Raw genomic sequence first — 22,048 nt, forward strand, 5'->3', positions numbered from 1 at the left:
GGTTTTCAGCTGCTAAGGACTTTCTTCACCAAATCCGTCCTTGAAGAACTTTCTTAATCTTTCAACGGAGTAGTCCGGGTTCCAGTTTATCCTAGATTGGGCCCGGATGTTTTTCACGAATGATTCGAATGTCCCCTCCCCGCCTACCAGTAGATCGTACTCCTCGATTGATCGCTCAGGATCGAAATAGTTTCCAGGGTCTTCCGTTCCTGACTCCCACTTGTACGTAACATTACTGATGTAACTTGCATTTACAGATTGCCGAATCCCAAATCTGTTGTTTGCTTCACTCATGACGTGAGCCACGATGTTGCCTTCTACAGTCGCATCACTTTGCGTGCTGAAATCTATTCCCCAGCCCCGCAGCTCTGTCGGCGAAATATCATTTCCATTCAAGACAACGTTATTGAGAATATGACCACCGATTCCCTCCGAACCGGATAATCCCAGCAGTATTGAAATTGGGTTCCTTATCAGGAAGTTTCCCTCTATCAGCCCGCCCGGACGCAGTTGCATCCCATGACTAGAGCTTCGGGAAATGATGTTATTTTTTATCGTCACATCCTGATTGTTGCTCTGTATATAAATCGAATGGTTAAATTTTGTTGCTTCACCGCCGGGATAGGAATCGTGCCAGCCATTATGGTCAAATATATTTTCCTCAATAAGAACGCCTTCGGTTCTCGCGATATAAATACCCTGTGCATGGGCACTTGCGGCAAACGAATCAACGATAATATTTCTGCGTATGGTCACTCCGCTAATATTCAGATTGTCGAGGTCATCGATCTGAATGCCCTCTTTGTAGTACCCGATGTAATTATCTTCAATCAATAGTGAGGTTACACCGCGATACCAGTTGATCCCGCGGTTTAATGTGACCTCGCTAAAGGTTTCGGAGTTTGGGTCCCGGGTTTCGGCGTAAAAATGGAGCCCACTGATAACCAGATTGTCCACAACCTCCGGCGAGCTGCCGCCACCAGATACGCGTAACCCGTCTTCGGACCCGGTCATTAGCAGTGGTCGTATCGAACCACTACCATATGCCGTTACTACCATTGGCTCACCAGAGGATCGTCCGCTTTTGCCCCACTTCCCCAAGCCTTCCTGCCATTGGTCTCCTATTTTCAGCAACAGCCAATCTGGGTTCCCGTTTCGCAGCAGGCTCTTTCCCCTTGTTATAGACTTCACCGGTGTATCCGGTGTAAGACCATCATTCGTATCATCACCGGAACTACTGCTGACATAGACCAGCCGCGAATCCGGTAAAGGCGTAACCGTTGTGAACCCCGGCTTGTCTACAGTAATTGGAATATGCGCATACGGCGACGGTTTCGCAATCACCGTTACGGATCTGGTGATCGAGGCATCGGCACCCGCAGAATCGACCACGCTATAAGTCAGGGTATAGGAGCCCACAATCGCCGTGTTAACTTCACCTGCTACCTGCACAGTGGCAGTAAGGTCTCCGTCCTCTTCATCGCTTGCTGTTGCCCCCGGATCCGAAAAGGCCGCATCCTGCTCTACTTCCATTGAGGCCTCACCATTCAACTGGATGGTAGGCGCATTATTTTCTGCAACAATTACCTGACGAACCGCAGTATCCGATGCACCCGCGCTATCGGTGACGCTGTACTGAACTTCGTAGTTGCCAGCGGTGGAAGTGGGGATCGGCAGGCCGGCAACCTCGATCTTATCGGTGAGATCACCATCTTCTCTATCACGCGCCGTCGCTCCGGCGTCACTGTAAGATGAGCCATGTTGAATCTGAACACTGCCTTCTCCCAACAACTCGATGACAGGGGCTCTGTTTCTTCCCGGACCGGATGGATCCCAGCCACCACAGGCTGTACATATGAACACGATCAACGCGTACATTGCGTACCTAACCATTCGCTACCTCGTCATTCGCTGTGGATAAAATGCAAAAAAAAGTATGGTTTACGCCTTTTGCTTTTCCACGCGCTGACGAGATTAATCGATTAACAATCAGGAATTCGTTAAATCATCCCATATATAGTCACAGAAAAAATCTTTTTGTAGGAAGAAACTACCAAGAAAAATAAGGTTCAAATACCACGAACGGGAAATCTTGCCTACGACTCCTCGCCACTAAATTCAACCTCATCAGCGGCTAATGGATTATTGCACCAGATATTAATATCTCAACGTTTGGTTGCGATTACGTGCAGTGGTTGCCGGTCAGAAAAACGATGAAACAACCTGCGCCGTAGCCTCAAATAAAACAGTAAATTTCCAGCCCATGCCTAGATACAAGCATTCAATATGTCGGTTGGGGCGCCAGCTTTCCCGTCCCGCCGCAGGTGACTAGTGCGCGGTAATATACCTCCTCTAGTTCACGACTTTTGCGATCCCAGGAAAATAATTCACTCCTGACTCTAGCGCACCGCGCCAGGTCGCCTAACTGCGCCCGATCGTTCGCTAGTCTCCGAATATGTTGACGCAGCTTTTCGATTACATAGGTTCTTCCAAGCGGGGAGATTTTCACGCCGGAGTCTTCTGTTACATACTCACCTATGCCTCCATTATCAACAACGATGCATGGAAGCCCTGACGCCATAGCTTCCATAACTACCGCGCCGCCAAATTCGCGCACCGAAGGAAAGCAGAATAGATCGGAGACCGCATATTCGTGACGCACCTCGGAGTGCGCGATCCAACCACGGAATTCCACCGTGTCCGATAAGTCAGAATTTTCTACGTAGGCTTCAAGACCGGCTTTCTGTGATCCATCACCAACGACTGCCAACTTTATTTTCTGACGCTCGGATACTGTCAGGCCGGCAATCGCCTCAATTAACATGTCACAACCCTTGTAGGGTTCGAGACGACCTAGAAACAGAAGCCGTAGCTCATCGCTGTCTCGTTCTTGTCGTTCAGTATCCTGATAGAAGTAACCTGGTACGCCATTCTCATACATAATTTGCATGCGATCCGCTGACCCAGGGAAAGCGCTCTTGAGCCAAGTGTCCGTGTACGTTGAGCCACTTAGGATAATGTCAGCCTGTAAGTAGGTATAGCGATAACCCGGAATCATCCAGTACCCCAAGCGTCGCAACCAATTGAGGTAGCTGAATTCCTTGTGGCCAATACGTTTGAAAGCTTCAGGGAAAGGAACTCCGCCATTTACAGGCCCAAGGATAAATGGCGTCCTGCGATCCCCATTCCTGCAGAAGCGGAGAATTCGGTAGGGGTAACGGGGCATAATTGGTGTTAGTGCATGCACCAGGTCATAGTCACCGCGCTTTACCGATGAAGAAAATGTTTTACTAACAAAGCGGTCGAAGAAAAAGTAGATAGGAAACTGCAGCAAGTGTCTGATTGGCCAGACAGTCTGACCTCGGAATGTTGATAGACGACGAATGATTCGGTAATAGACATTTTCCAGCCAAGTCTGTTCATAGTAGGTAACGTTGCTCGCCACACCGAAGCGACGCAGGGCGGACCTGTTTCTACAGTGCGTTACTAGATGTACATTGGCAAACTGTGCAATTGACTTGAAGAAGTTGTAGCCGACAAGAGGTACGGAACTCAGCTCCGGGTTGCAACTTTCTATAACCAACAGTACTTTGTATTTTTTGTTCGACTTTTGGGGCATAGCGCCATTCATTTCTCTATCCATCCGTATTCGCGTGATACCTGCTCACCAGAAATGTGGGAAATACTCTGATGCTTGCGATGTTTCTTGGCATGTGAACCTCCCTTCGAAAAGGCGGCTTCTCGTTTAGACGCAAACAGGCCGGTTGCCGCACCATATAGAAAAAATACCCAGCTATGCTGCGATGCGTTGGGAATCTGGTCGATCATCAGCATGGCGATTAGCACACAGAATGCCGCGGACACCTGTTTTTCCAGTGGGCTCCTACTGCGTGCGCCTTCCTTCTTTCCATTCATTACTGCGAGCATGGGCAAACCAAAGTATACGAGATAACCAAGCAGGCCGAATTGCGTAAATATGATGATCCAATAGCCATCGGTTACGGCGCCGTCTATGCGATTTCTGTCCCAGCCTCCCCACCCAAACAGTAATTTATCTTTGCCATGCGCGAGCATGATCTCTTCGTGGTTGAAACGGAATTCAAGCGAAGCCGCTCTATCGGAGCCGAATGTTTCAGCGAGGTCCAACAGCGACTCGCGCGGGATATAGTCGAATATAGCAAGGACGGGATAGAGGAATACGGTACATGCAAGGATAAATGCAATTAACATGGACAGGCGAGACGGGAAAAAGACAAGAAGAGTTAGCCCCAGAAAGCCGAGCAGCCAAGCGCCAACAGATTTGCATACAAGCAATAAGAAAAAGCCGTAGAAAAGGTAAATGACGTTAGGAATGAATAGTATTTTTTGCCTGATCTTAAACAGCGCGGTTATCGCTATCAGTACCGCGACGGTGAAATTTGCAACAATAAGTCCATGCCCCATAAATACCACCGGACGGTATCCGCCAAATCGGATCTGCTGATCGAACGCATGCGGAAAAAATCCGTAAATCCAGGTATGTAACTGTGGACTCAACAGCACTTCGATCAGCATCAATGGTGAATAGATCAGTCCGGCAATGGCTAGCAGACGCAGAATTTTTACGCCATCTTTGAAGTCCTTGACCAACAACGCCGCCAGCACAAAGGGCACCAATGTGAAAACAAACTGGAGTGTCATCGAAAGCGTGTCTTTTGGCGAAAGTGCTTGTTTGACTTGAACTCCGGTGAATACTGGATCAAGGTTTGTCAGCACCGTAAAGGTTGGGACCATTAATCCAAGAAGAACCACTACCTTAGCGGCGCGCGCCCCTGAGAGGAGACGGAACCGTATCCGCCTTACTGCCAGGCAGCCAATCAGAGTGCAATAGGCGGCGATGTTTTCCTTTTCAATATTCGGAATTAAAGGCAGGACGAATTCGACTTTTTGGGGCAGAAACATATATGCCCCAAAAATTGTCCAGAAGGTAGCCGTCAACGCACTGCAGCGCCAGTATAGAATTAGCGAGACGAAAGGCCAGCATAGAAGCGCTAGCAGGGCAAGGATGTTTGGCATTCCCGCTCAGCTTTGTCTGCGCAGATATAGTGGAAAAGCAACTTTGCGTTATGCGCGAGGTTGAATTCCGTCTTGACCAGATTGATCGCACGCCAGATCTTGCTGGCTTTCTCCTCTTCCGATTCAGACAACGCGGTAAGGAGCGCATTGGCAAGCTCTTCCGGATCAGGGGATGCGATATATCCCGTCTCATTGCGGCGCACCAGCTCCGGGATTCCCGACACCCTCGTTGCCACTACCGGGACGCCGCGCATCATTGCCTCCATCAGTACGACCGGTATCCCGTCCATATCGCCATTTGAATCCATTTTCCCGGGAAAGACGAAGTAGTCGATATGTTCGAACCAGGTCGACACCTGATGGTGTGGTAGAGCACCGCCGAATGTCACATGCTCTTCAAGCCGCAGGGTTTTCACCTGCTCGCGAAGTGTCGGCTCCAATGGTCCTTCACCCATGATCTGCAAATGAACATGCGCGCCGCTGTCTAGCAGCAGGCGCATGGCACTGACAAGAAGGTCGACTCCCTTTTTCTCTACTAGTCGCCCGAGGAAACCGATGGTGGCTACTTCCTGTTTTTTTGCGACAGGAGTACGCGGAGCGAATTTTTCGATATCTACCCCGCACCTGACAAGTTTTAACTTGTCGGCGACGATACCCGCATCCGTCAGGTATTTGATGTTGAAATCCGAGATTGTCGCAACAAATTTCGCGCGAGCCCCCTTCTCTCTCAACAGGTAGCCGCGTTCAAATATATCGTTGGCGTGCGCCGTAAAGCTGAAAGGAGTGCCGGATTGCAACGCAGCGTACATACCAACATCAGTGGCGATATGGGAGAAATGACAGTGAAGATGCCTGACGTTTTCCTTGAGTAACCGGTGGGCCAGAACACCGGCAACAAAAAAGCGGTACATCAAACCCGCCGCAATCCGTGGCTTACTCAGGCATTTAATCGCATCGCCGTTACACCGGATGAACGCACCAATGTATTTCCGGGGAGATTGCCAAAAGACATTTACGTTTGCCTTGAACAAGCTCGACGGCGACTGTGCATAGAGATATTCACAACACTGTGCTAATTCGCTAAGCCGTGTATCGCCTACCATCGCCTTTACTGTATGTAGAGAATAAGGTCGTACCGATACACCGAAGTTTTCGATCTCAATGATTTCGTTGTAGACAAAGGTGCTGGACGGTCCCGGGATCTCCGGAGCCAGGTAGGCAATGGGCCGTTTGTCCTGCTCGCCATTTAGCATCCTTTCACCTCCTCAGACCCAGGCTGCGCCCCCTGGGTGTGTCCGGTGTCGGGTTCGCCTGCCGGACTTATACGAGCGCGCAACAGGGCTCTGCCACCTGAGAGATTCTCAGGATTCCATCGGGTGTTATTTTTTCGCTCAATAAATGCCGTGGCCCGCGACTTTCCAACAAAAAGGGAGCGCCACTGAAACTGGCGGATTTCCGCCACAAGTTCCGGGTCTTGGAGGATGGCATCGCACCGCAACCGCGCTCGTATATAGCCATAGAACATGGCTGCGCCACCGATCAGAAACGGATATTCAATAGCCCGGTACATACAGGTAGCCAGCATATACACCCAGCCCGTGCCCATAAAATGCTGCCCAAAGCCGTGCCTTGACCGGCCCCTCAGCACGCCGTGCTGGCTGGATCCCATTACCCGCAGGTGCGTAAAGTTGAGATCGGGTTCATCCCAACTCCGTGCATACCAGCCCAGCTGCCGACATTTATGGCAGTCGATTGCATCCCACATGACCTCGCGAACAAATCCGCCAATCTGTTCGAAACAGGAGATACGGTAGAACTTGGTCATCCCTGCCGACATTTCGTCTCCGCGCCTTTCACTGACCAGCCGCCCGTCCCTCTCGTTGTATGGCTTGCCGCTGCAGGTACCCAATCTGGGATCAGCTTCCATCCTTTCCATCAGCGTCTCGAAGTAGCGCTCCGGCAGTTCCAGGTCTAGATCGAGTTTGCAGACATATGCATAATCGTTCAGATTAAGTGTTTTCAGCCCAGCGTAGAATGCATCGACCACACCCGGGCCCACACTGCGAAATCCGCGATTTTCTCGAGTGAGAATTTTTATAAAAGAATATTTTTCCGAGTATTTTTTCAGAATCTCGGGTGACTGATCCGTCGATCCGTCGTCAACAATAAGCCATAATTTCGGGGTTACGGATTGTCTGGCGATACTGTCCAGAGTCCGCTCCATATACTCGGCCTCATCTCGACAGGGCGATACAACAACATAATCTCTATTGTGCGTAGATATTTTCTCTCGGTTGGATTCCCTGTTCATAATGTGGTGCCCTGTAAATTTCTCGCCAGGTGGCGGTTGATGGCTGGCAGGGAAAGGGCGTTTTTCAGATAGCGTATCGTCAACCTGGATGGATTTTGGCTCATCCGATATAACCACTCCAGACGCAGCTGTTGCATCCAGTTCGGTGCACGTTTTTCCGCTCCGGCGAGAAACAGGATCGAAGCGCCGATGCACAAAGTGACCCCTCGGTATTCATCTGTGTTCTGCAGCAGATTCGCGAGTATTTCTTGTTGCGGGGAGCCAACCGCCAGAAACACATAATCCGGATCCGCTTCGGCAATATGCGCCACAATGGCGTCGACCTCACCGGGTTTCCGTATGAAACCCATTGTTGGATTGTGATGCGTAATATTGATACGCGGATACCGGTTTTTTATCCGCATGAGAATTTCATCGCTTCCACCCAGGATATACACGCTGTCTTTTTCGTTTAGTTCGTCGTTAAACAACCTCGCCGTCAGATCGCTGCCGGTAACCACTTCGGGAATCCGGTTGCCGTGCAGTTTCAGCATAAACTCCAGGATTCGGCTGTCGCATAACGACAAGCTCGCGTTTACGTAGACCCTTTGCAGACTGCTGCTGCGCCTGCTCCCAGCCAAGCGCGCAAGATGATCGATGTTCGGGGTAACCACATACCCTTTGCATTTTTTCTGTCGCATCGCCACGATCTGAGATAGAGCTCGGTCCATGTCTATCATGTCAATCCGGCAAAGCCCGATGTTCAGTGATGAAAAGTTGCTAGTCATGACGGTCTACTTGTATTCGATAATGGCGGTGCGTCTACCCGAAAGTCGCGAAGCAGCGTACCGAAGGACACCCAAGAATTGCGGAAATTTTGCCAGCGGGATAAGTATGCTGTAGACGAAGGATCTTCGAAGTGAATATCTCAACTTGATACGTTTCAAAAAAATTCGCAGTACTATCGCGGGGTATGCCGCCAGCAAGAGCAGAGAAGCAAGCGGTGAGAGTACACTAAAGATAAGTGCCAACAGTGGTATTACACATGCCCACAGGCAAATACTTGCAACCTCTCTCACACAGTAGGGATTTTTTTTTGTCGCGTGCATGGCGCATCGTTCGGCGTAGGCAAACCCGGCGCGAATGTTGCGCAGGTAGAACTGACGGAAGCTTGTCATGGCCGCATCATGAGATGTCATCTCATCAGCGATTCGCCATATTTTCCAGTTTTCTTTGCGCAGCCTGAAGCACATCTCCGGTTCCTCACCGGCAATCATGTTCGGATTGAAGGCGTTGACCGATTCAAGCGCAGTTCGCCTGGCGAGAAAATCACCGCCACAGGCTTTTGCTTCTCCAACCGGCGTATCCCACTCCATATCGCAGAGCGCGTTGTAGATCGATTTCTGTGGATAGACCTCCCTGCGCCTACCACAAACGATCGCAACTTCGGGATTTACGGATAAAAACGCGGAAGATTTCGAAAGCCAACCCGGCTGCATTAAGCAATCGCCATCGACAAACTGCACCCATTCGACATGCGGGAATTTCTGGACGAGATGTTTCAATCCAGTGTTCCGCGCCCGTGCTGCGGTGAACGCAACGGCATCGTCCAGCGCTATGACTTCGCAACCCGCCGATCTTACGAATTCCACACTGCCGTCCGTCGAACCGGAATCCACATAGACAATAGGATGCGCGGCGATACCCTCATCTCGCGCAGGCGAAGAGTCAGCGCCAGTACTTCTTTGCAGTGCCCATGATTGCTCCAGGATAGAACTGATACAGCGACGCAGACGCTCCCCCTCATTTCTGCCGATGACGACAAAACCAATCGCTGGGATTTTACTCAGCGCAGTTTGCGTGTCGTTGATACTCATAGGTTCATGCCACTTTTTCACGCTGCGGTTGTGGGTTCCAATCCGGGGTCCGGCTCAGAACCTGTTCCGTGTAACGGTCGGTGCTTAGCTCCATGCCCAGCAGATCACCGAGCTTTGCGAGCTCAGTATCAAACACTGTTTTTAGCTTCTTCTTGTTGGCTTCATTGAGTTGCGGGCGGTCTCGCATGCGCAGGCGTGATTTCACCGCCTCCCGCACCTGGGCTGGAACCAATGCTCTGCGCAATGCTGTAAGCAATGGATTCTTGATCAGGAAACGACTAAATGCAGTGCTACGCAATCGCTCAGATGAAACGTTGGTTTGTGACAGTGCTTCATGCCAGCACACTTTTCCGGTATATCCGATAAAGTTCGCTACCCGAGTCAACTCCGCTTGCGGATATGCTCTGATCCGCTCAAAAAAAACCGGAAGAATGTTCTCCGCACCAAAGTGCAGAAGATACGGTGTCAGCTGCTGGTGGTAACAACTGTATGAAATCAGCTCCGGGTGTCGCTCGATGGCTTCATTGAGGTCAACGCGAATATTGTTGCAACTCCACTCATGGATGTACTGCGATACCAGGCGGTCGACAGGGTGCCGCATAACGTAAATGAGCTTTGCATTGGGCAATGCACCAGACAAGCGCTTCAGGGTGTCTGGATAGGTGGGTAGCTTTGTATAGTGCGTGCTCGCTTCACCAATAATGTCACCTTCTTTCGCCGCTTCGAACAGCTTCCGGTAGTAATCTAAGCCGCGTTTGTACTGTCTGTCGTCACTAAAAAAGTTTGGCTCTTTCAGGTCTGGCATGAATATGCCATCCAACAAACGCAGCTGTTCGTAAAGTGTCGTTGTGGCAGATTTCATTGCACCAATAATGACGAAATGTGGCATCTTGGCGGATGTATGAGTAAACATGCTGTTACGTGACCTGGCGGTTGTTCTTGAAAACTGGAAGCGGATGTTGCCGCTGTGGTGTAAAGAAGCCCCGCCAGAGATCGGCCCACTCGCAGGGAATCGACGGACCTACCGTGGACCTGGCCACTCGCTTGCACAACCTCAACAGCCGCCCTGTATACCAGGCGATGTTTGCCCAAAAAAGTTTGCGTCTTCCGCCCAGCAGGGTGAAATAGCGGGAGCGCGACTGATAAAAATAGGCGGGGATGCGCTGTTGGTTGCTGTCGTTCCTTTTGACGCTTGACGTTCCTCCACGCAAATGGACCACGCGCGCATCAAGCTCCTGCTTAATGGCGTAACCGGCGCTCTTTATACGCAGGCAGTACTCAATATCTTCGAAGTACATGAAGAAGCCCTCGTCCATATCGCCCACCTGTTCGATGACATCCGCGCGCAGCAGAACACAGGCAAAACTGATCCAATCAATTTCCTGTTCGGGTTCATCGAGTTCGATCGCGGTGTTTTTTGCGCGGAAGATTCTGGTTATGAGATCCAGCTGTGCGCCGCGAATCAGCTCACTGGTTACCCCCCTGCGGCGAAAGCGACTGACCTGTGGGCGCCCATCAAGATATTCCAGACGCGGGCCAAGTGCACCGAGCCTGCAATCCCCTTCCATTCGCTTGACCAGCGTTGTGATTGCACCGGGCCGCACTATTGTGTCGCTGTTGAGTAACAGGTAGTAACAGGCAGCTACCTCCGCAATGCCGAGGTTATTACCTGCGGAAAACCCGCCATTTCGAGGCGATTCCACCAACGTGATTCGAGTTTGTGCGAATGGATTCTGCGCGGATAGCCAACCGGCAATCTGCGCAACGGAGTCGTCGTTTGACTTGTTGTCGACAATAACCACCCGTGCCTCACCACACGCTGCATTCATCGTGTGCAGCTCGGGCAGCAGACTTTCCAGGCAGTCTATGACCATCTGTGGAGTCTTGTAATTGACAATTACAATACTGAGTTTGACGGTTTTTTCGCTATCCATGCTGATTCTCTGCCCGGGCAATCAATTGCGTTCAGGCGGCAAACGGGGTTCGACAGAAGGATTTACTTGAGATATTGAATGTCGATGGCGTTGGTTTTTTCACGCGCGCGGTCCTGCCATCCTTGTATTCGCAACTTGCGTGCCAGAATGTACTGGGCCCAGAGTCCAAAACCCCATTTTTTGATCTGATATCTGGCTTTGTAAACGCGATTCTGGACAAAAATGTAGATACGCTCGCCGAGACTGAGCGAAGAATGCGCTGGTTTGTGGCGAACATAGCCCGCCGCCTCAATCTGCCCGCCCAGGCGCAACTCAACCCAGCGGATATCCCGCTCAGACATTTTTCCCTGCCACTGATTAGCGTACTTTGCGGATGGGCAGCTATAGCTTGTGTTACCCTCAATCTCCAGCATTTTTGGATCGAAGTTAATTTCCAGGAAGTCGCAAATCCGACTCAGCGTTGCTTCCGGATTGCTCACAAGGTCCTCATAGCGAACCTCCAGGCGCTGGCTTCCGGGCACCTGAGCGTTGAGGGCGGCGCGGTGCTGCTCAACCTTTTGCCAAAAGTAGGCACCTTCATAGGTGTTTCCCGCCCAGCCCATTCCGATACAAGATTTTGCGACATCGCGCGGGTCGCGCATTAGGTTGATGTAGCGCGCTTTCGGCCATATTTTTGGCAGAAGATCAATACGCGAGTGAACGGAGGCACCGATCAGTCTGCGGGGCTTGCGCTGATGAAGCTGTCGCAGAAAATCCCGAACGAGCGCCGGGTAGTCCAGGCTCTGGTCGATCTCCAGATCCAGCGCCCGGGTTTGTCTGTCGCTGTTAACAAAGTGCCAATAGCTCGGCATCGTTGGCCATTGGTCACCGTGTGCCTGAGACACGGCACCTTCAAACTCACCAAACACATTGGTATCCGGGTGTTGATCCATCAGCAAGCGCAATAGCGTAGAGCCGGAGCGGAGGGGACCCACAATAAACACCGGGCGTTCAAGCGCCTCCTGATGCGGTAGAAAATTCTCGTGAGTCATATCCATGTACTCTGTACGTCACAAAATTTTAGGGACCGTAGATCAGCGCCCGCACTGCTTTTGCAAGCGGCGCGGTGAATGCCCGTTAATACGGCATATTTGGGGCGCACAGGCCTCGCCCCGGAACCGGCTAATTCCGGGATGCTGAGGATGGGACGACCGGGGTCGACGCAGGCATCAGCAAAGGCGACTGAGACAACAGTCAGGCGGGATTGGAAAGGGGAATGGGGGCGAATGTTGCCGGCAGGCTATCGATCAATAGCCTTTCTGACCAGTCCCTGATCAACTGCATGCAATCCTTGCACAAGCTGTTGTGTTCGGTCCGACTCGGAGTTCGACACCAAGCACCCTTAATAACAAGCACCGTTATAAACAGGTAAATAAAACAGCGCAACGAACGACCAGCGACAATAACGGGGCAGGTCGAGACATTCGTCACACTTTATCAGGGAATCGTGACAATTCAAAAGCTTTACGTCAGTTTTTGCGACTCACCAAAGAGTCGGCCCCGATTGAACTGACAACGCGATCAGCCCGACGGTGCTATGCGGGGGTGTGGTGCTGGCGCGCACAAAAAAACCACCCGCTGGGTGGTCATTAAACAGAATTTGCCCTTTCACCGGCCGGCGCCCGCATTGTGCGGGCAAGTGGCAGGGCACCGGGGTCGACACTTGGAAATACAGAATTCCGTTTCTGTCCTTGCGCAATCCTTCACGCGATTACCTCAAAGTACCGACGCCGCTGCCCTGCCCTGCCGCTTACTTCTCGACGAAAGCGCGCTCGATAACGTACTCGTGGGGAACGCCTGCACGGGTCTCTCTGAAGCCCCATTCATCGAGGATACGGGTAAGGTCCTTCAGCATGGACGGTGATCCGCACAGCATGAAACGGTCTTCTTCGAGGTTCGGTTTCGGCAGATTCAGGTCACTAAAAATCTTGCCGGAGAGCATCAGGTCGGTGAGGCGGCCGTTGTTGCGGTAGGCCTCGCGGGTAACAGTGGGGTAATACAACAGCCCCTGCTGTACCATTTCGCCGAAGAATTCGTGTTCCGGCAGTTCTTTCTCGATGTAATCCTGGTACGCCAGCTCGGATTTATAGCGCACGCCGTGGGTCAGGATCACCTGGTCAAAGCGCTCGTACACGCTCGGGTCGCGGATGATGCTCATGAACGGCGCGAGTCCGGTGCCGGTAGACAACAGCCACAGGCGCTTGCCCGGCAACAGGTGATCCGCCACCAGGGTGCCGGTCGGCTTGCGACCGACGAAGATTTCGTCACCCGGTTTGATCTTCTGCAGCTGGGATGTCAGCGGGCCATCCGGCACCTTGATGCTGAAAAACTCCAGCTCGTCCTCGTAGTTGGCACTGGCAATGGAGTAAGCGCGCAGCAGGGGGCGGCCGTTCGGCTGTTCCAGGCCGATCATGGTGAAGTGGCCGTTTTCGAAGCGAAACGCCGGATCGCGGCTGGTCTTGAAGCTGAAAAGGGTGTCGTTCCAGTGATGGACTTCGAGCACCGTCTCCTTATTCAAATTTGACATAACTATAGAACCACTTATTCCTGACCTTTTTGCTGGGTGAATTCTAGCGCTGGTATATCTATAGGCAAAATGGGATATTTCGATATTCCTTATCTATTAGTTTGATGAAGGGTCGACCCTCCCTATGCGTTATTCCCTGCGCCAGTTGGAAGTCTTTCTCGCCTGCGCCCATCACCAGAATGTGAGCCGCGCCGCCGAGAGCCTGAACATGTCCCAGTCCGCCGCATCGACCGCATTGAAAGAGTTCGAGCAGCAGTTCGACCTGCGTCTGTTCGAGCGGACCGGAAAACGCCTGCGCCTGAACGAGCTGGGGCGCCAGCTGTGGCCGCGGGCAGAGGAACTGCTGGAACGGGCGCGGGAACTGGAAGACACGCTGCTGGCCCACGGTGACCTCGGGCGCCTGAAAATCGGCGCAACGCTCACCATCGGCAACTATTTGGCGGCAGGGATCATGGCCCGCTATATGGAGATACAGCCAGGAGCACGGGTGGAGTTGGAAGTGGCCAACACCTCGGCGGTGGCACAGCGGGTACTCAGTTTCGAGCTGGATCTTGGACTGGTAGAGGGTGAACTCAATCACCCCGACCTGGAGATGATCCCCTGGCGGAATGACGAACTGGTGGTGTTCTGTGCACCGGAGCACCCGCTGGCGAGCCGCCCACGGCTTGACGACGAGGACCTGAAAGCGGCGACCTGGATTCTGCGGGAAACCGGCTCCGGCACTCGCCAGACCTTCGAGCGCGCCATGGCCGGATTATTGCCGGAACTGAACATCCGTCTTGAGCTGCAACACACAGAGGCAATCAAACGCGCGGTGGAAGCCGGTCTCGGCATCAGCTGCCTGTCGCGGGTTTCCCTCACCGATGCATTCAAGCGAGGCGCACTAGTTGAGCTGCCCGTACCGCATAGGGACTTTCGCCGCGAATTTTACTTCGCCCTGCATCGGCAAAAGTACCGCAGCGCCGGTATCGAGCGCTGGCTGGAGCTCTGCCGACAGATTGCGTGAGCGGGTATTGGGTCTTTATTCATTCTGCTGTCCAGCCCGCCTGGCCTCCAAACGGCGGATGAACTCTTGGAGAATCAGGCGGTACAGTTCCTTGCCCAGATACTTGTCTTCCACACTGCTGTCGATAGAGGGGTTGTCGTTCACCTCGATCACATAGCCCTTTCCGGCGGACTCCTTTACATCGACCCCGTAAAGACCGCGGCCGATCGGCTTAGTGGCCTTGATGGCGGCCTGCAGCACCGCTTTTGGCACCTCGAAGGTGGGCAATGTGTCGAACCCACCGCTGACGCTCTTCTTGTTGGTGTGGCTGTAGATCTGCCAGTGGTTCTTGACCATGTAGTAGCGGCACGCGTACAGCGGTTTGTTGTCGAGCACACCGATGCGCCAATCGAATTCCGTGTACAGGAACTCCTGCGCCAGCAGCAGGCTCGACTCGGCAAACAGCTCATCCAGCTTACCGAGCTCGGCCTCCGTGTTCACTTTCACCATGCCCTTGGAGAAGGCGCCATCGGGGATTTTCACCACCATCGGCAGGCCCAATTCTGCCGCCGCCTGACGGATTCCCTCCTCGTCGCCACGGCGCAGGATACGAGTGCGCGGCGCCGGGACCTTGTTGTTTTCGAACAGGTCAGCGAGGTAGATTTTGTTAGTACAGCGCATGATGCTGGTCGGATCGTCCAATACCACCAGGCCTTCTGCTTCCGCCTTTTTGGCAAAGCGATAGGTGTGGTGGTCGATGGCGGTAGTCTCACGAATAAACAGTGCGTCGAATTCCGACAGACGCATGTAGTCTCCGGGTCCGATCAACTCTACCGACAACCCCAGTTCGCGCCCGGCACTGACGAATTTTTTGATCGCCGGGCCGTCGGAAGGCGGTAATTTTTCCTCCGGATTCACCAGGATCGCCAGATCGTAACGGCTGTTGGCCGGCTTGCGGTGCTGGCGCCAGACCTTGTTGCTGAAGTTGTCCAGCGCCTCGGCAAACTCGGTCTCTTCCGACTCGCTCAGTTCCTTGTGGGAACACACTTTCAGCTCGACGATCTCCCACTGGGGATCAGCGCGCAGATGGATCTCCAGGACCGGGCAGGCAAAGCGGTCGAACAGCACCCGCGCCAGCGGTTGCAGGGACGGCTCGCTGCAGCGGCCGAAGTAAGACTTCACCACCCACTCAGCACCCGAGGCTGGCGGCTTCAACTTTGCCAGCGAGGGCATTGCCTGCGCCAACTGCAGTTTGTACAACTGCGGCAATGCCAAATCATTGAGGGTGCGCACACTCGGCAGCACATTGTGGCTGCGCGCCTCCGCCAGCAGCGAACAATAGTAGCCCTCGCTGCGGTAGTCGTAGCTGCCACAAAGGTTGATCACGCGCACCCGCTGCTGGCGCGCGGGCAGCGCAAGGTAATCCGCAAAAGTAATAACCCGCTCACTGGGGTAATAGGGAGCCCAGTCTTCGGGCTTGTCGATCACAATAAGGACCTGGGACATGAATAAGGGATGCGCCTCGGTATAGAAATGTGTGGTGTTGTGTGGGCGGCGAAGGGACTGAAATGGCCCGTTTGATCTGCGAAAGATAGAAGAATTTGCCCCCTCTGCCTAATACTATTTAAGGCTCTATTCCGCACTTGGGAAACCGCTAGGTAACGCACGCCGCATGCCAGCCGTCACCCTCCACCGCCGACATGACTAATCCGTCACTCGATCTGTCACAAGCAGCCATCATACCAGTGGCAATTGCCTGTATGACCAATTGTGGTAGTATCCCGATATTGTGAACATCAAGCTGCAACCTTGGAGCTATATCAAAGAACACCATGATGAAAACTGCATTTTTGAGCAATAGCCGCCGCATATATCAACAGGTGGTGGAGAAGATGCTGGCGCTGCTCGATAGCGGTGAATACCCGCCGGGCGTACGCCTGCCTTCTGAACGCGAGTTGTCGGAAATGTTCGACGTAAGCCGCCCTAGTATTCGCGAGGCTATTATTGCGCTGGAGGTTATGGGCCGCGTTTCTGTACGTACGGGGTCAGGTGTTTATGTCATCGAGCCCGTCAATACCTTTACCGACACCAAGGAATTCAGCCCGTTTGAATTGACCGAGGCGCGAGTGTTGGTTGAGGGCGAAGCAGCTGCGCTGGCAGCGACCATGATCACCGACGACCAGCTCGAAGAACTGCGCAATGCCTATCGGGACATGGTGCGCGAGAACGAGGAGGGAAATCTCACCTCTGAGCGCGCTGATCGCAAGTTTCACGAAGTGATTTCCCGCGCGACCAACAACCGTGTACTGATGAGCACGATTGCGAAATTATGGGATATCCAGGGACAGTCTCCGGATATCCAGTATGTGCACAAGTCCGTATGTCGAAAGGACGGACAAAAGCGCCTTGCGGAACACAAGGCAATCCTGCAGGCCTTGGAGGCTCGCGATGCCAACGCCGCGCGCCGCGCCATGCGCTTGCATTTCAGTCGTTCACTGAATGCACTGCACGATGCTTCAGAGGCAAAGGCGGTGGAAGTGGTTCGTCGGGAAATTTCCGAGCGGCGAAAACGCTTCTCCATTGACCGGCTGGAAGAGGGCACCGGGTTTTAGCGTCTGTTTTTCGGATGACTTATGGGTGACAGCGGTCCCGGGATTCCCTAGCGATCATCCTCTGGACTCTCCAGCGCGGTTCCGGAATATTGCACGGTGGCAATATTCCGGAAAATTTCGCTGTTTCAACCAACAGTCGGCGCCGAGAGGCGGCCAGGGCTACTCATCGAGGCTGTCATAGACAGACAGGTCGTCCACATAAGCACTCGTAGCACTGGTACCACTGACTGTTCCATATTTGATCTCCACCCGGTCGGGGACGAGACCGCCGATAACGACCTCATACGCGGTACCGATCGGGTTGCCATTGAGATATAACGCGTAGCTGTTGCTGGAATCAATGTCCACCCAGCGCATTTCGACGTCATTCCATTGGCCAGGAACATAACTGCCCACTTCAGCTTGGCTGCCATCCGCAGCGCGTCGGTATAACCTTCCGCTCGCCGTTAAAATTGTTTCCGCAATCTTGTTCGCGGAGGCTGAGTTACCACCAGAGAACACCGTCAGGTAAAGGGTCGAGTCCGCATCCTCGGGCATCCAGATTGAAGCTTTGAAACTGCCGGTGTTGAGCGCGGAATCCGCACTCAGTCGCAACTTTCCGGCATCGCTGGTCAACGTGTCGGAAATTTTCACGGACTGGGAACCGGACTGCGCCTGCTCGGCGCTGATCACCGCTTCTACGGAGGTGAACGGCTCACTGGGAGCCGTGCCCAGTTGCTCCGCATCAAAATCGAACTGCGCGGTTTCGTCGGTATCGCCACCGTTTTCGGATTCACACGAGAAACAACGCGCGAACGCAGAAATGTCATCGACGAAGATACTGGTTCCACTGGTACTGCTGGAAGTACCGTACTTTATCTCGACGCGGTCCGGAATCAGGCCACCCAACACCGACTCATAACCGGAACCAACCAACACACCATTCAGGTACAGTGAATAGCTACCGCTGGTTCCAATATCCTCCCATGCGAATTCGAAGTCATTCCACTGCTCAACACTGTAGCTGCCGACCGAATTTTGCGAGCCGTCAGCACCGCGCAATCGCAAATCGCCGGCCGAAGTCAAAATCGCTTCAGCTACCTTATTAGAGGCCGAAGAGTTTCCTCCGGAAAATAGCGTTAGATAAGCGGTGGTGTCCATATTATTCGGAACCCACACGGAGACCCGGAAGCTGCCACTGGCTGCTGCCGCCGGAGCGGTTACACGCAATTTACCATTGTCGGTGGTGGAAGTATCAGACAGCTTCACCGCCTGGCTGCCAGACTTGGCCTGTTCGCTGCTAACCACCGCCTCGACCGAGGTAAAGGGGTCAGCCGGCGCGGCCCCCAGCAAATCCGACTCGAAATCGTACCGGGGCGCTGCAGTGCTGGAACTTTCCGCGTCCAACGGACAGGTGTTGGTGCCCTCTGCGATACAGAAGTCATTGAAGCGAAGGCTTTCATCCCTCAGATCTGCGCTTTCGAGAATATTGCGGTAGATGCCCCATTTAGGTCGATTGAACGAAGCACCGGTACGAAACATATCGATATTGTTGTTGATGTAAGAAAGCAAGGTCTCCTGGGTAAGATAGTCGCGCAGAATAATTTCGAAGTAGCCTGATGTGTCGACACTGCGTATGCGGACAAACGCGTCTATCCATTTGTTGTTGAACAGGCTCAGATCCTTTTCAACAAGAACATTGTTCACAGATCCCTCTTCTGATCCACTGACGTGCACTACCTGTAACCGATTGGTACTGGACTTGCGCGGGATAATGCTGACAATCGGATTTGAGTCATCACCGCCGACGGGTTTCAACTGGAAGATATGTGTGAACCGGGTCGAAGGTTGGAACTGGTCGGGCAGACGGAATTTCCAACGGAAACTGTGCCATTCGCCCTCACTGGAAAGGAGTTCCGGTGGTGATTGACTGTAGGTTTTCACTTCCAGACGTTGCCGGTCGCTCTTGCCGGTCGAACAGTCGATATCGTCGCTCAGGTGGATGTTGAACTGAAACACCGGCGCATTGAGCAACTCATCATCAACTTCGGTGATATGGCGACCAAATTCGTTGTGCCCGCCGGCACACTCTTGCTCCTCAACCGGATTGCCGCCAAACGCCGCGGCAAAGAGTTCAAAGGCATTATCGGTATCCGCACCATCTGCAGATACGAGGGCGCGTCGGTTGACGGAAGAATCCAGGGACGCCTGCAGGTGGCTTACGGCGTCCGATTCCGGCACCAGCGAAGTAGTACCCGAGCCTGAGTTGGCTACCAGAGTCGCACTGTCGCTTTCAAAAGTGGTGGAGTCTGTGGAGAAATCAAGCGCGTAGCCCGCCTGTAAGGCCATATTGTCGATGGAAATGCCATTGCTCGGATTGCCGTCCTTGTCCAGTGAAAGCAACAGGCGGGTCATGTTGATTACCACCTGATCGCCAACGGGTAGATTACCCCCAGCCAGGTCGATCGGCGTGATCGTCGGCCGCGCTCGCACAGTGGGGAATTTCAGGTCTCCAATATAGAAAGTGACACTCTCGCCTTCGCGGTAAAGGAACAGCCCATCATCACCGGTGGTGACGAGCGAGTCCTGGCCAACACTCTCGGTGCGGTAGCCAATTCCGCCCACTGCCGAGTCGATCAGGAATCCAAACTTCAAATCGTCGGGAAGATCACCATTCGGCGGAGGAGTGGAAGCACCGCTGCTCGACGAGCTTGAACCACTACTTGAACTGCCACTCGATGAGCCACCGCTTGAGCTGCTGCCGTCACTCGGTGGCTGGGTCTCCACTTTAGAACCCGGATATTCATATTCATTTTCTGCACTACAACCGCAGATAAAAGCCACAACCAAAGAAATGACGAACCATTTTCTCGCAGGCCCTGTAGCCTGTTTATTATTCCGTATCATTTAATTTACCTGTTATTTTTCCCTTTCACCCGCTGTCATGTATTCCACAACGTGGTGCAGACGGTTGCCATAGCGAACCGCCGTTCAGCCGGCCGGTAAGAGTTTGTTCTGCGCGAGGAACTTTTCGACCTGCGTACGCACCCTGCTCTTCCATTCGGGATAGCCTTTGCTGTAACCGTGGCCCCCGCGGGGAACAGATACCAATTCGCATTGATTTCCCGAAGCCGCTAGCTTTTCGCAAAGATTCACCGCGGTGGAATAGTGGACCAGTTCATCGTCAACGGCGTGGAACATCAGCAACGGCGGCATCTGTGCATCCAGCCGATGCACCGGCGAAAGGTCCTCGGCATAATCGCCAAACCGGTTCGGGGTATATCCGGTTGCTGTTGATGTATCGGTAACAGCCGAACTCAAAAACAGCAGCGCCGGTTTGACTGCAGGGGCCTCCTTCTGGCTGGAACCAGGCGGCGTTGGGCCTATGGCAGTCCACAGGGCTACGTGGCCGCCGGCAGAAGTTCCCCCCACTGCAATCCTGTGTGGATCTATCCCCAGCTCATCCGCATGCGCGACTACCCAGCTGTACGCCGCGCGGCCGTCCGCTACCGACTCAAGCGGACTGGTACCGAAGCGGTTATGGGTGCGGTAGTCCGGCGCTATGCCAATCATGCCCTGAGCAGCGGCCCAGCGGGCCCAAGACTCAGCTTTCACGGGTGTACCTTTGGTCCAGCCACCGCCGAAAAAGTACACCAGTGCAGAACGCCGATCAGTTGCCTTCCAGTCTTTGGGTTTGAATACAAAAAGATTCATCGAGTTTTCGCCGCTGCGGTAGGCAATGGTCTCAGCGCCACTCAAACTGGTGGGCGTAATTTCCTGCCGATCCCGTGCTGATCGAGAGACCACCTGGCTCGGTGGAGAAACTGTCTGGTCTTTACCAGTTTCCACGCGCAGATTGTCGATCGTGAAATCGGCTCGGCCACTGGTGCTGGAGTTGAAACCGATACGTCCTATCCCGGCGTCACCGGCGGTCACCGCCGCAAGCATGGGATATCCACTGGCTGGCTCTCTGGAAATCAACTGTCCGTTAATCCAGACAACAAAAGAATTCGGGTCAAGGATTGCTTCCTCACCGTTATCCGGGCGGATATAGGCAAGACCCAGCTTTTCCCGGTCGTTAACCCATACTTTGACGTTCTGCGGTTTCGCATGATCGTAGGTACCACGCTGTAACATTGAATTTCCAACCCGCAGTCCCAGGTTTTTTCCACTTCCAGATTGATGGAGCTCCAGGCCAAATGCACGCCGGGCGGCAGCGTTCAACAGGATACCTTGAGAAGAGTTCCAGGGACCGACAGAGAAAATCAGTGACGCAGGTCCTTTGTTTTTGACGGGCTTGTTGTTGATAACATCGAACTCCACAAAAAGGGTGTCAACTCCCTGAGAACCAACGACATACTCAAGGACGCCCACATGGTCACTGTCATCGAGAAAGTGCGCCGCATGACCACTATTCAACGCGGAACCGCCATCGACCACAGTAACCTGCTCCACTCTGCGCAATCCGCTGCCAAGAGGTTCTTCCCCGAGAGAATATGCTTCGAAGTCCTCGAGTACTAAACTGCGGTTATTCTCATTATCTGCAAACGCCACGGCACACAGCGCAGTGAGCAGAAAATTGACAATTAACAACGGTAGCAGACGAGTCCGTCGGTAATAACAGGAGCGGGTAAAAATTGGATTTCTCATCAGTTCTCACCTAGAAATTTATAATTGATGGTGAATTTGCACCTTTTGCATTTAGGCATATAGCTTTCGCCGGATTTCTCTGCCTGCGCAGAGCACGCAC

17 protein-coding genes are annotated in these 22,048 nt (G+C 53.1%); 3 read left to right on the forward strand and 14 right to left on the reverse strand.

Annotated features, from left to right (window positions below):
* Positions 1-12: 12 nt before the first annotated feature.
* The 11 genes from FDY93_RS15085 to FDY93_RS15135 all read right to left on the reverse strand — a co-directional run bounded on the left by FDY93_RS15085 (position 13) and on the right by FDY93_RS15135 (position 13,722).
* Positions 13-1,878 carry an immunoglobulin-like domain-containing protein gene (locus tag FDY93_RS15085; protein WP_171019005.1) on the reverse strand — a complete coding sequence of 622 codons (1,866 nt, stop codon included), beginning with the start codon at positions 1,876-1,878 and terminating at the stop codon, positions 13-15.
* Between the two features lie 403 nt (positions 1,879-2,281).
* A complete protein-coding gene (locus tag FDY93_RS15090; protein ID WP_138236596.1) occupies positions 2,282-3,643 on the reverse strand; it encodes a glycosyltransferase family 4 protein in 1,362 nt (453 codons plus the stop codon).
* Entirely contained in the window at positions 3,628-4,941 is a 1,314-nt protein-coding gene (locus tag FDY93_RS15095) for a hypothetical protein (protein ID WP_138236597.1), read from the reverse strand. Before FDY93_RS15095 ends, FDY93_RS15090 begins: the two co-directional genes overlap by 16 nt.
* Positions 4,942-5,030: 89 nt before the next feature.
* Positions 5,031-6,308, reverse strand: coding sequence for a glycosyltransferase (locus FDY93_RS15100; protein ID WP_138236598.1), 1,278 nt, complete (start codon positions 6,306-6,308; stop codon positions 5,031-5,033).
* A complete protein-coding gene (locus tag FDY93_RS15105; protein ID WP_138236599.1) occupies positions 6,302-7,366 on the reverse strand; it encodes a glycosyltransferase family 2 protein in 1,065 nt (354 codons plus the stop codon). Before FDY93_RS15105 ends, FDY93_RS15100 begins: the two co-directional genes overlap by 7 nt.
* A complete protein-coding gene (locus FDY93_RS15110) occupies positions 7,363-8,133 on the reverse strand; it encodes a WecB/TagA/CpsF family glycosyltransferase (protein ID WP_138236600.1) in 771 nt (256 codons plus the stop codon). The genes FDY93_RS15105 and FDY93_RS15110 overlap by 4 nt, the downstream gene beginning before the upstream one ends.
* A 6-nt stretch (positions 8,134-8,139) precedes the next feature.
* Positions 8,140-9,222: a glycosyltransferase family 2 protein gene (locus FDY93_RS15115; RefSeq protein WP_220446212.1), complete on the reverse strand. Its 1,083-nt coding sequence runs from the start codon at positions 9,220-9,222 to the stop codon at positions 8,140-8,142.
* Between the two features lie 4 nt (positions 9,223-9,226).
* Positions 9,227-10,135, reverse strand: coding sequence for a sulfotransferase family protein (locus FDY93_RS15120; RefSeq protein WP_138236601.1), 909 nt, complete (start codon positions 10,133-10,135; stop codon positions 9,227-9,229).
* Positions 10,136-10,139: 4 nt separating this feature from the next.
* On the reverse strand, positions 10,140-11,156 hold the full coding sequence (locus FDY93_RS15125; protein WP_138236602.1) for a glycosyltransferase family 2 protein: 1,017 nt from the start codon (positions 11,154-11,156) through the stop codon (positions 10,140-10,142).
* Between the two features lie 62 nt (positions 11,157-11,218).
* Positions 11,219-12,193, reverse strand: coding sequence for a sulfotransferase family protein (locus FDY93_RS15130; protein WP_138236603.1), 975 nt, complete (start codon positions 12,191-12,193; stop codon positions 11,219-11,221).
* 752 nt (positions 12,194-12,945) lie between these two features.
* Complete coding sequence (locus FDY93_RS15135) at positions 12,946-13,722, reverse strand: ferredoxin--NADP reductase (protein ID WP_138236604.1); 777 nt, start codon at positions 13,720-13,722, stop codon at positions 12,946-12,948.
* Positions 13,723-13,846: 124 nt separating this feature from the next.
* Here FDY93_RS15135 and FDY93_RS15140 point away from each other — a divergent pair, with 124 nt between their 5' ends.
* On the forward strand, positions 13,847-14,728 hold the full coding sequence (locus FDY93_RS15140) for a LysR family transcriptional regulator (protein ID WP_138236605.1): 882 nt from the start codon (positions 13,847-13,849) through the stop codon (positions 14,726-14,728).
* 15 nt (positions 14,729-14,743) lie between these two features.
* On the opposite strand, the gene FDY93_RS15145 is transcribed toward FDY93_RS15140, so the two are convergent.
* Positions 14,744-16,213, reverse strand: coding sequence for a RimK family protein (locus FDY93_RS15145; RefSeq protein ID WP_138236606.1), 1,470 nt, complete (start codon positions 16,211-16,213; stop codon positions 14,744-14,746).
* A gap of 329 nt (positions 16,214-16,542) precedes the next feature.
* Between FDY93_RS15145 and FDY93_RS15150 the strand changes: the two genes are divergently transcribed.
* Complete coding sequence (locus FDY93_RS15150) at positions 16,543-17,319, forward strand: FadR/GntR family transcriptional regulator (RefSeq protein ID WP_138236607.1); 777 nt, start codon at positions 16,543-16,545, stop codon at positions 17,317-17,319.
* Positions 17,320-17,478: 159 nt separating this feature from the next.
* Here FDY93_RS15150 and FDY93_RS15155 read toward each other — a convergent pair whose 3' ends face one another.
* Positions 17,479-19,953 (reverse strand): polysaccharide lyase family protein, encoded by a 2,475-nt coding sequence (locus FDY93_RS15155; protein ID WP_138236608.1) that lies wholly within the window; start codon positions 19,951-19,953, stop codon positions 17,479-17,481.
* 31 nt (positions 19,954-19,984) lie between these two features.
* Here FDY93_RS15155 and FDY93_RS15160 point away from each other — a divergent pair, with 31 nt between their 5' ends.
* Complete coding sequence (locus FDY93_RS15160; RefSeq protein ID WP_138236609.1) at positions 19,985-20,209, forward strand: hypothetical protein; 225 nt, start codon at positions 19,985-19,987, stop codon at positions 20,207-20,209.
* Positions 20,210-20,289: 80 nt separating this feature from the next.
* Here the strand turns inward: FDY93_RS15160 and FDY93_RS15165 are convergent, their stop codons facing one another.
* Positions 20,290-21,948: an alpha/beta hydrolase gene (locus FDY93_RS15165; RefSeq protein ID WP_138236610.1), complete on the reverse strand. Its 1,659-nt coding sequence runs from the start codon at positions 21,946-21,948 to the stop codon at positions 20,290-20,292.
* Positions 21,949-22,048 lie beyond the last annotated feature (100 nt).

The organism is Microbulbifer harenosus (genome assembly GCF_005771435.1).
In the GTDB taxonomy this organism is placed as follows: Bacteria; Pseudomonadota; Gammaproteobacteria; order Pseudomonadales; family Cellvibrionaceae; genus Microbulbifer; species Microbulbifer harenosus.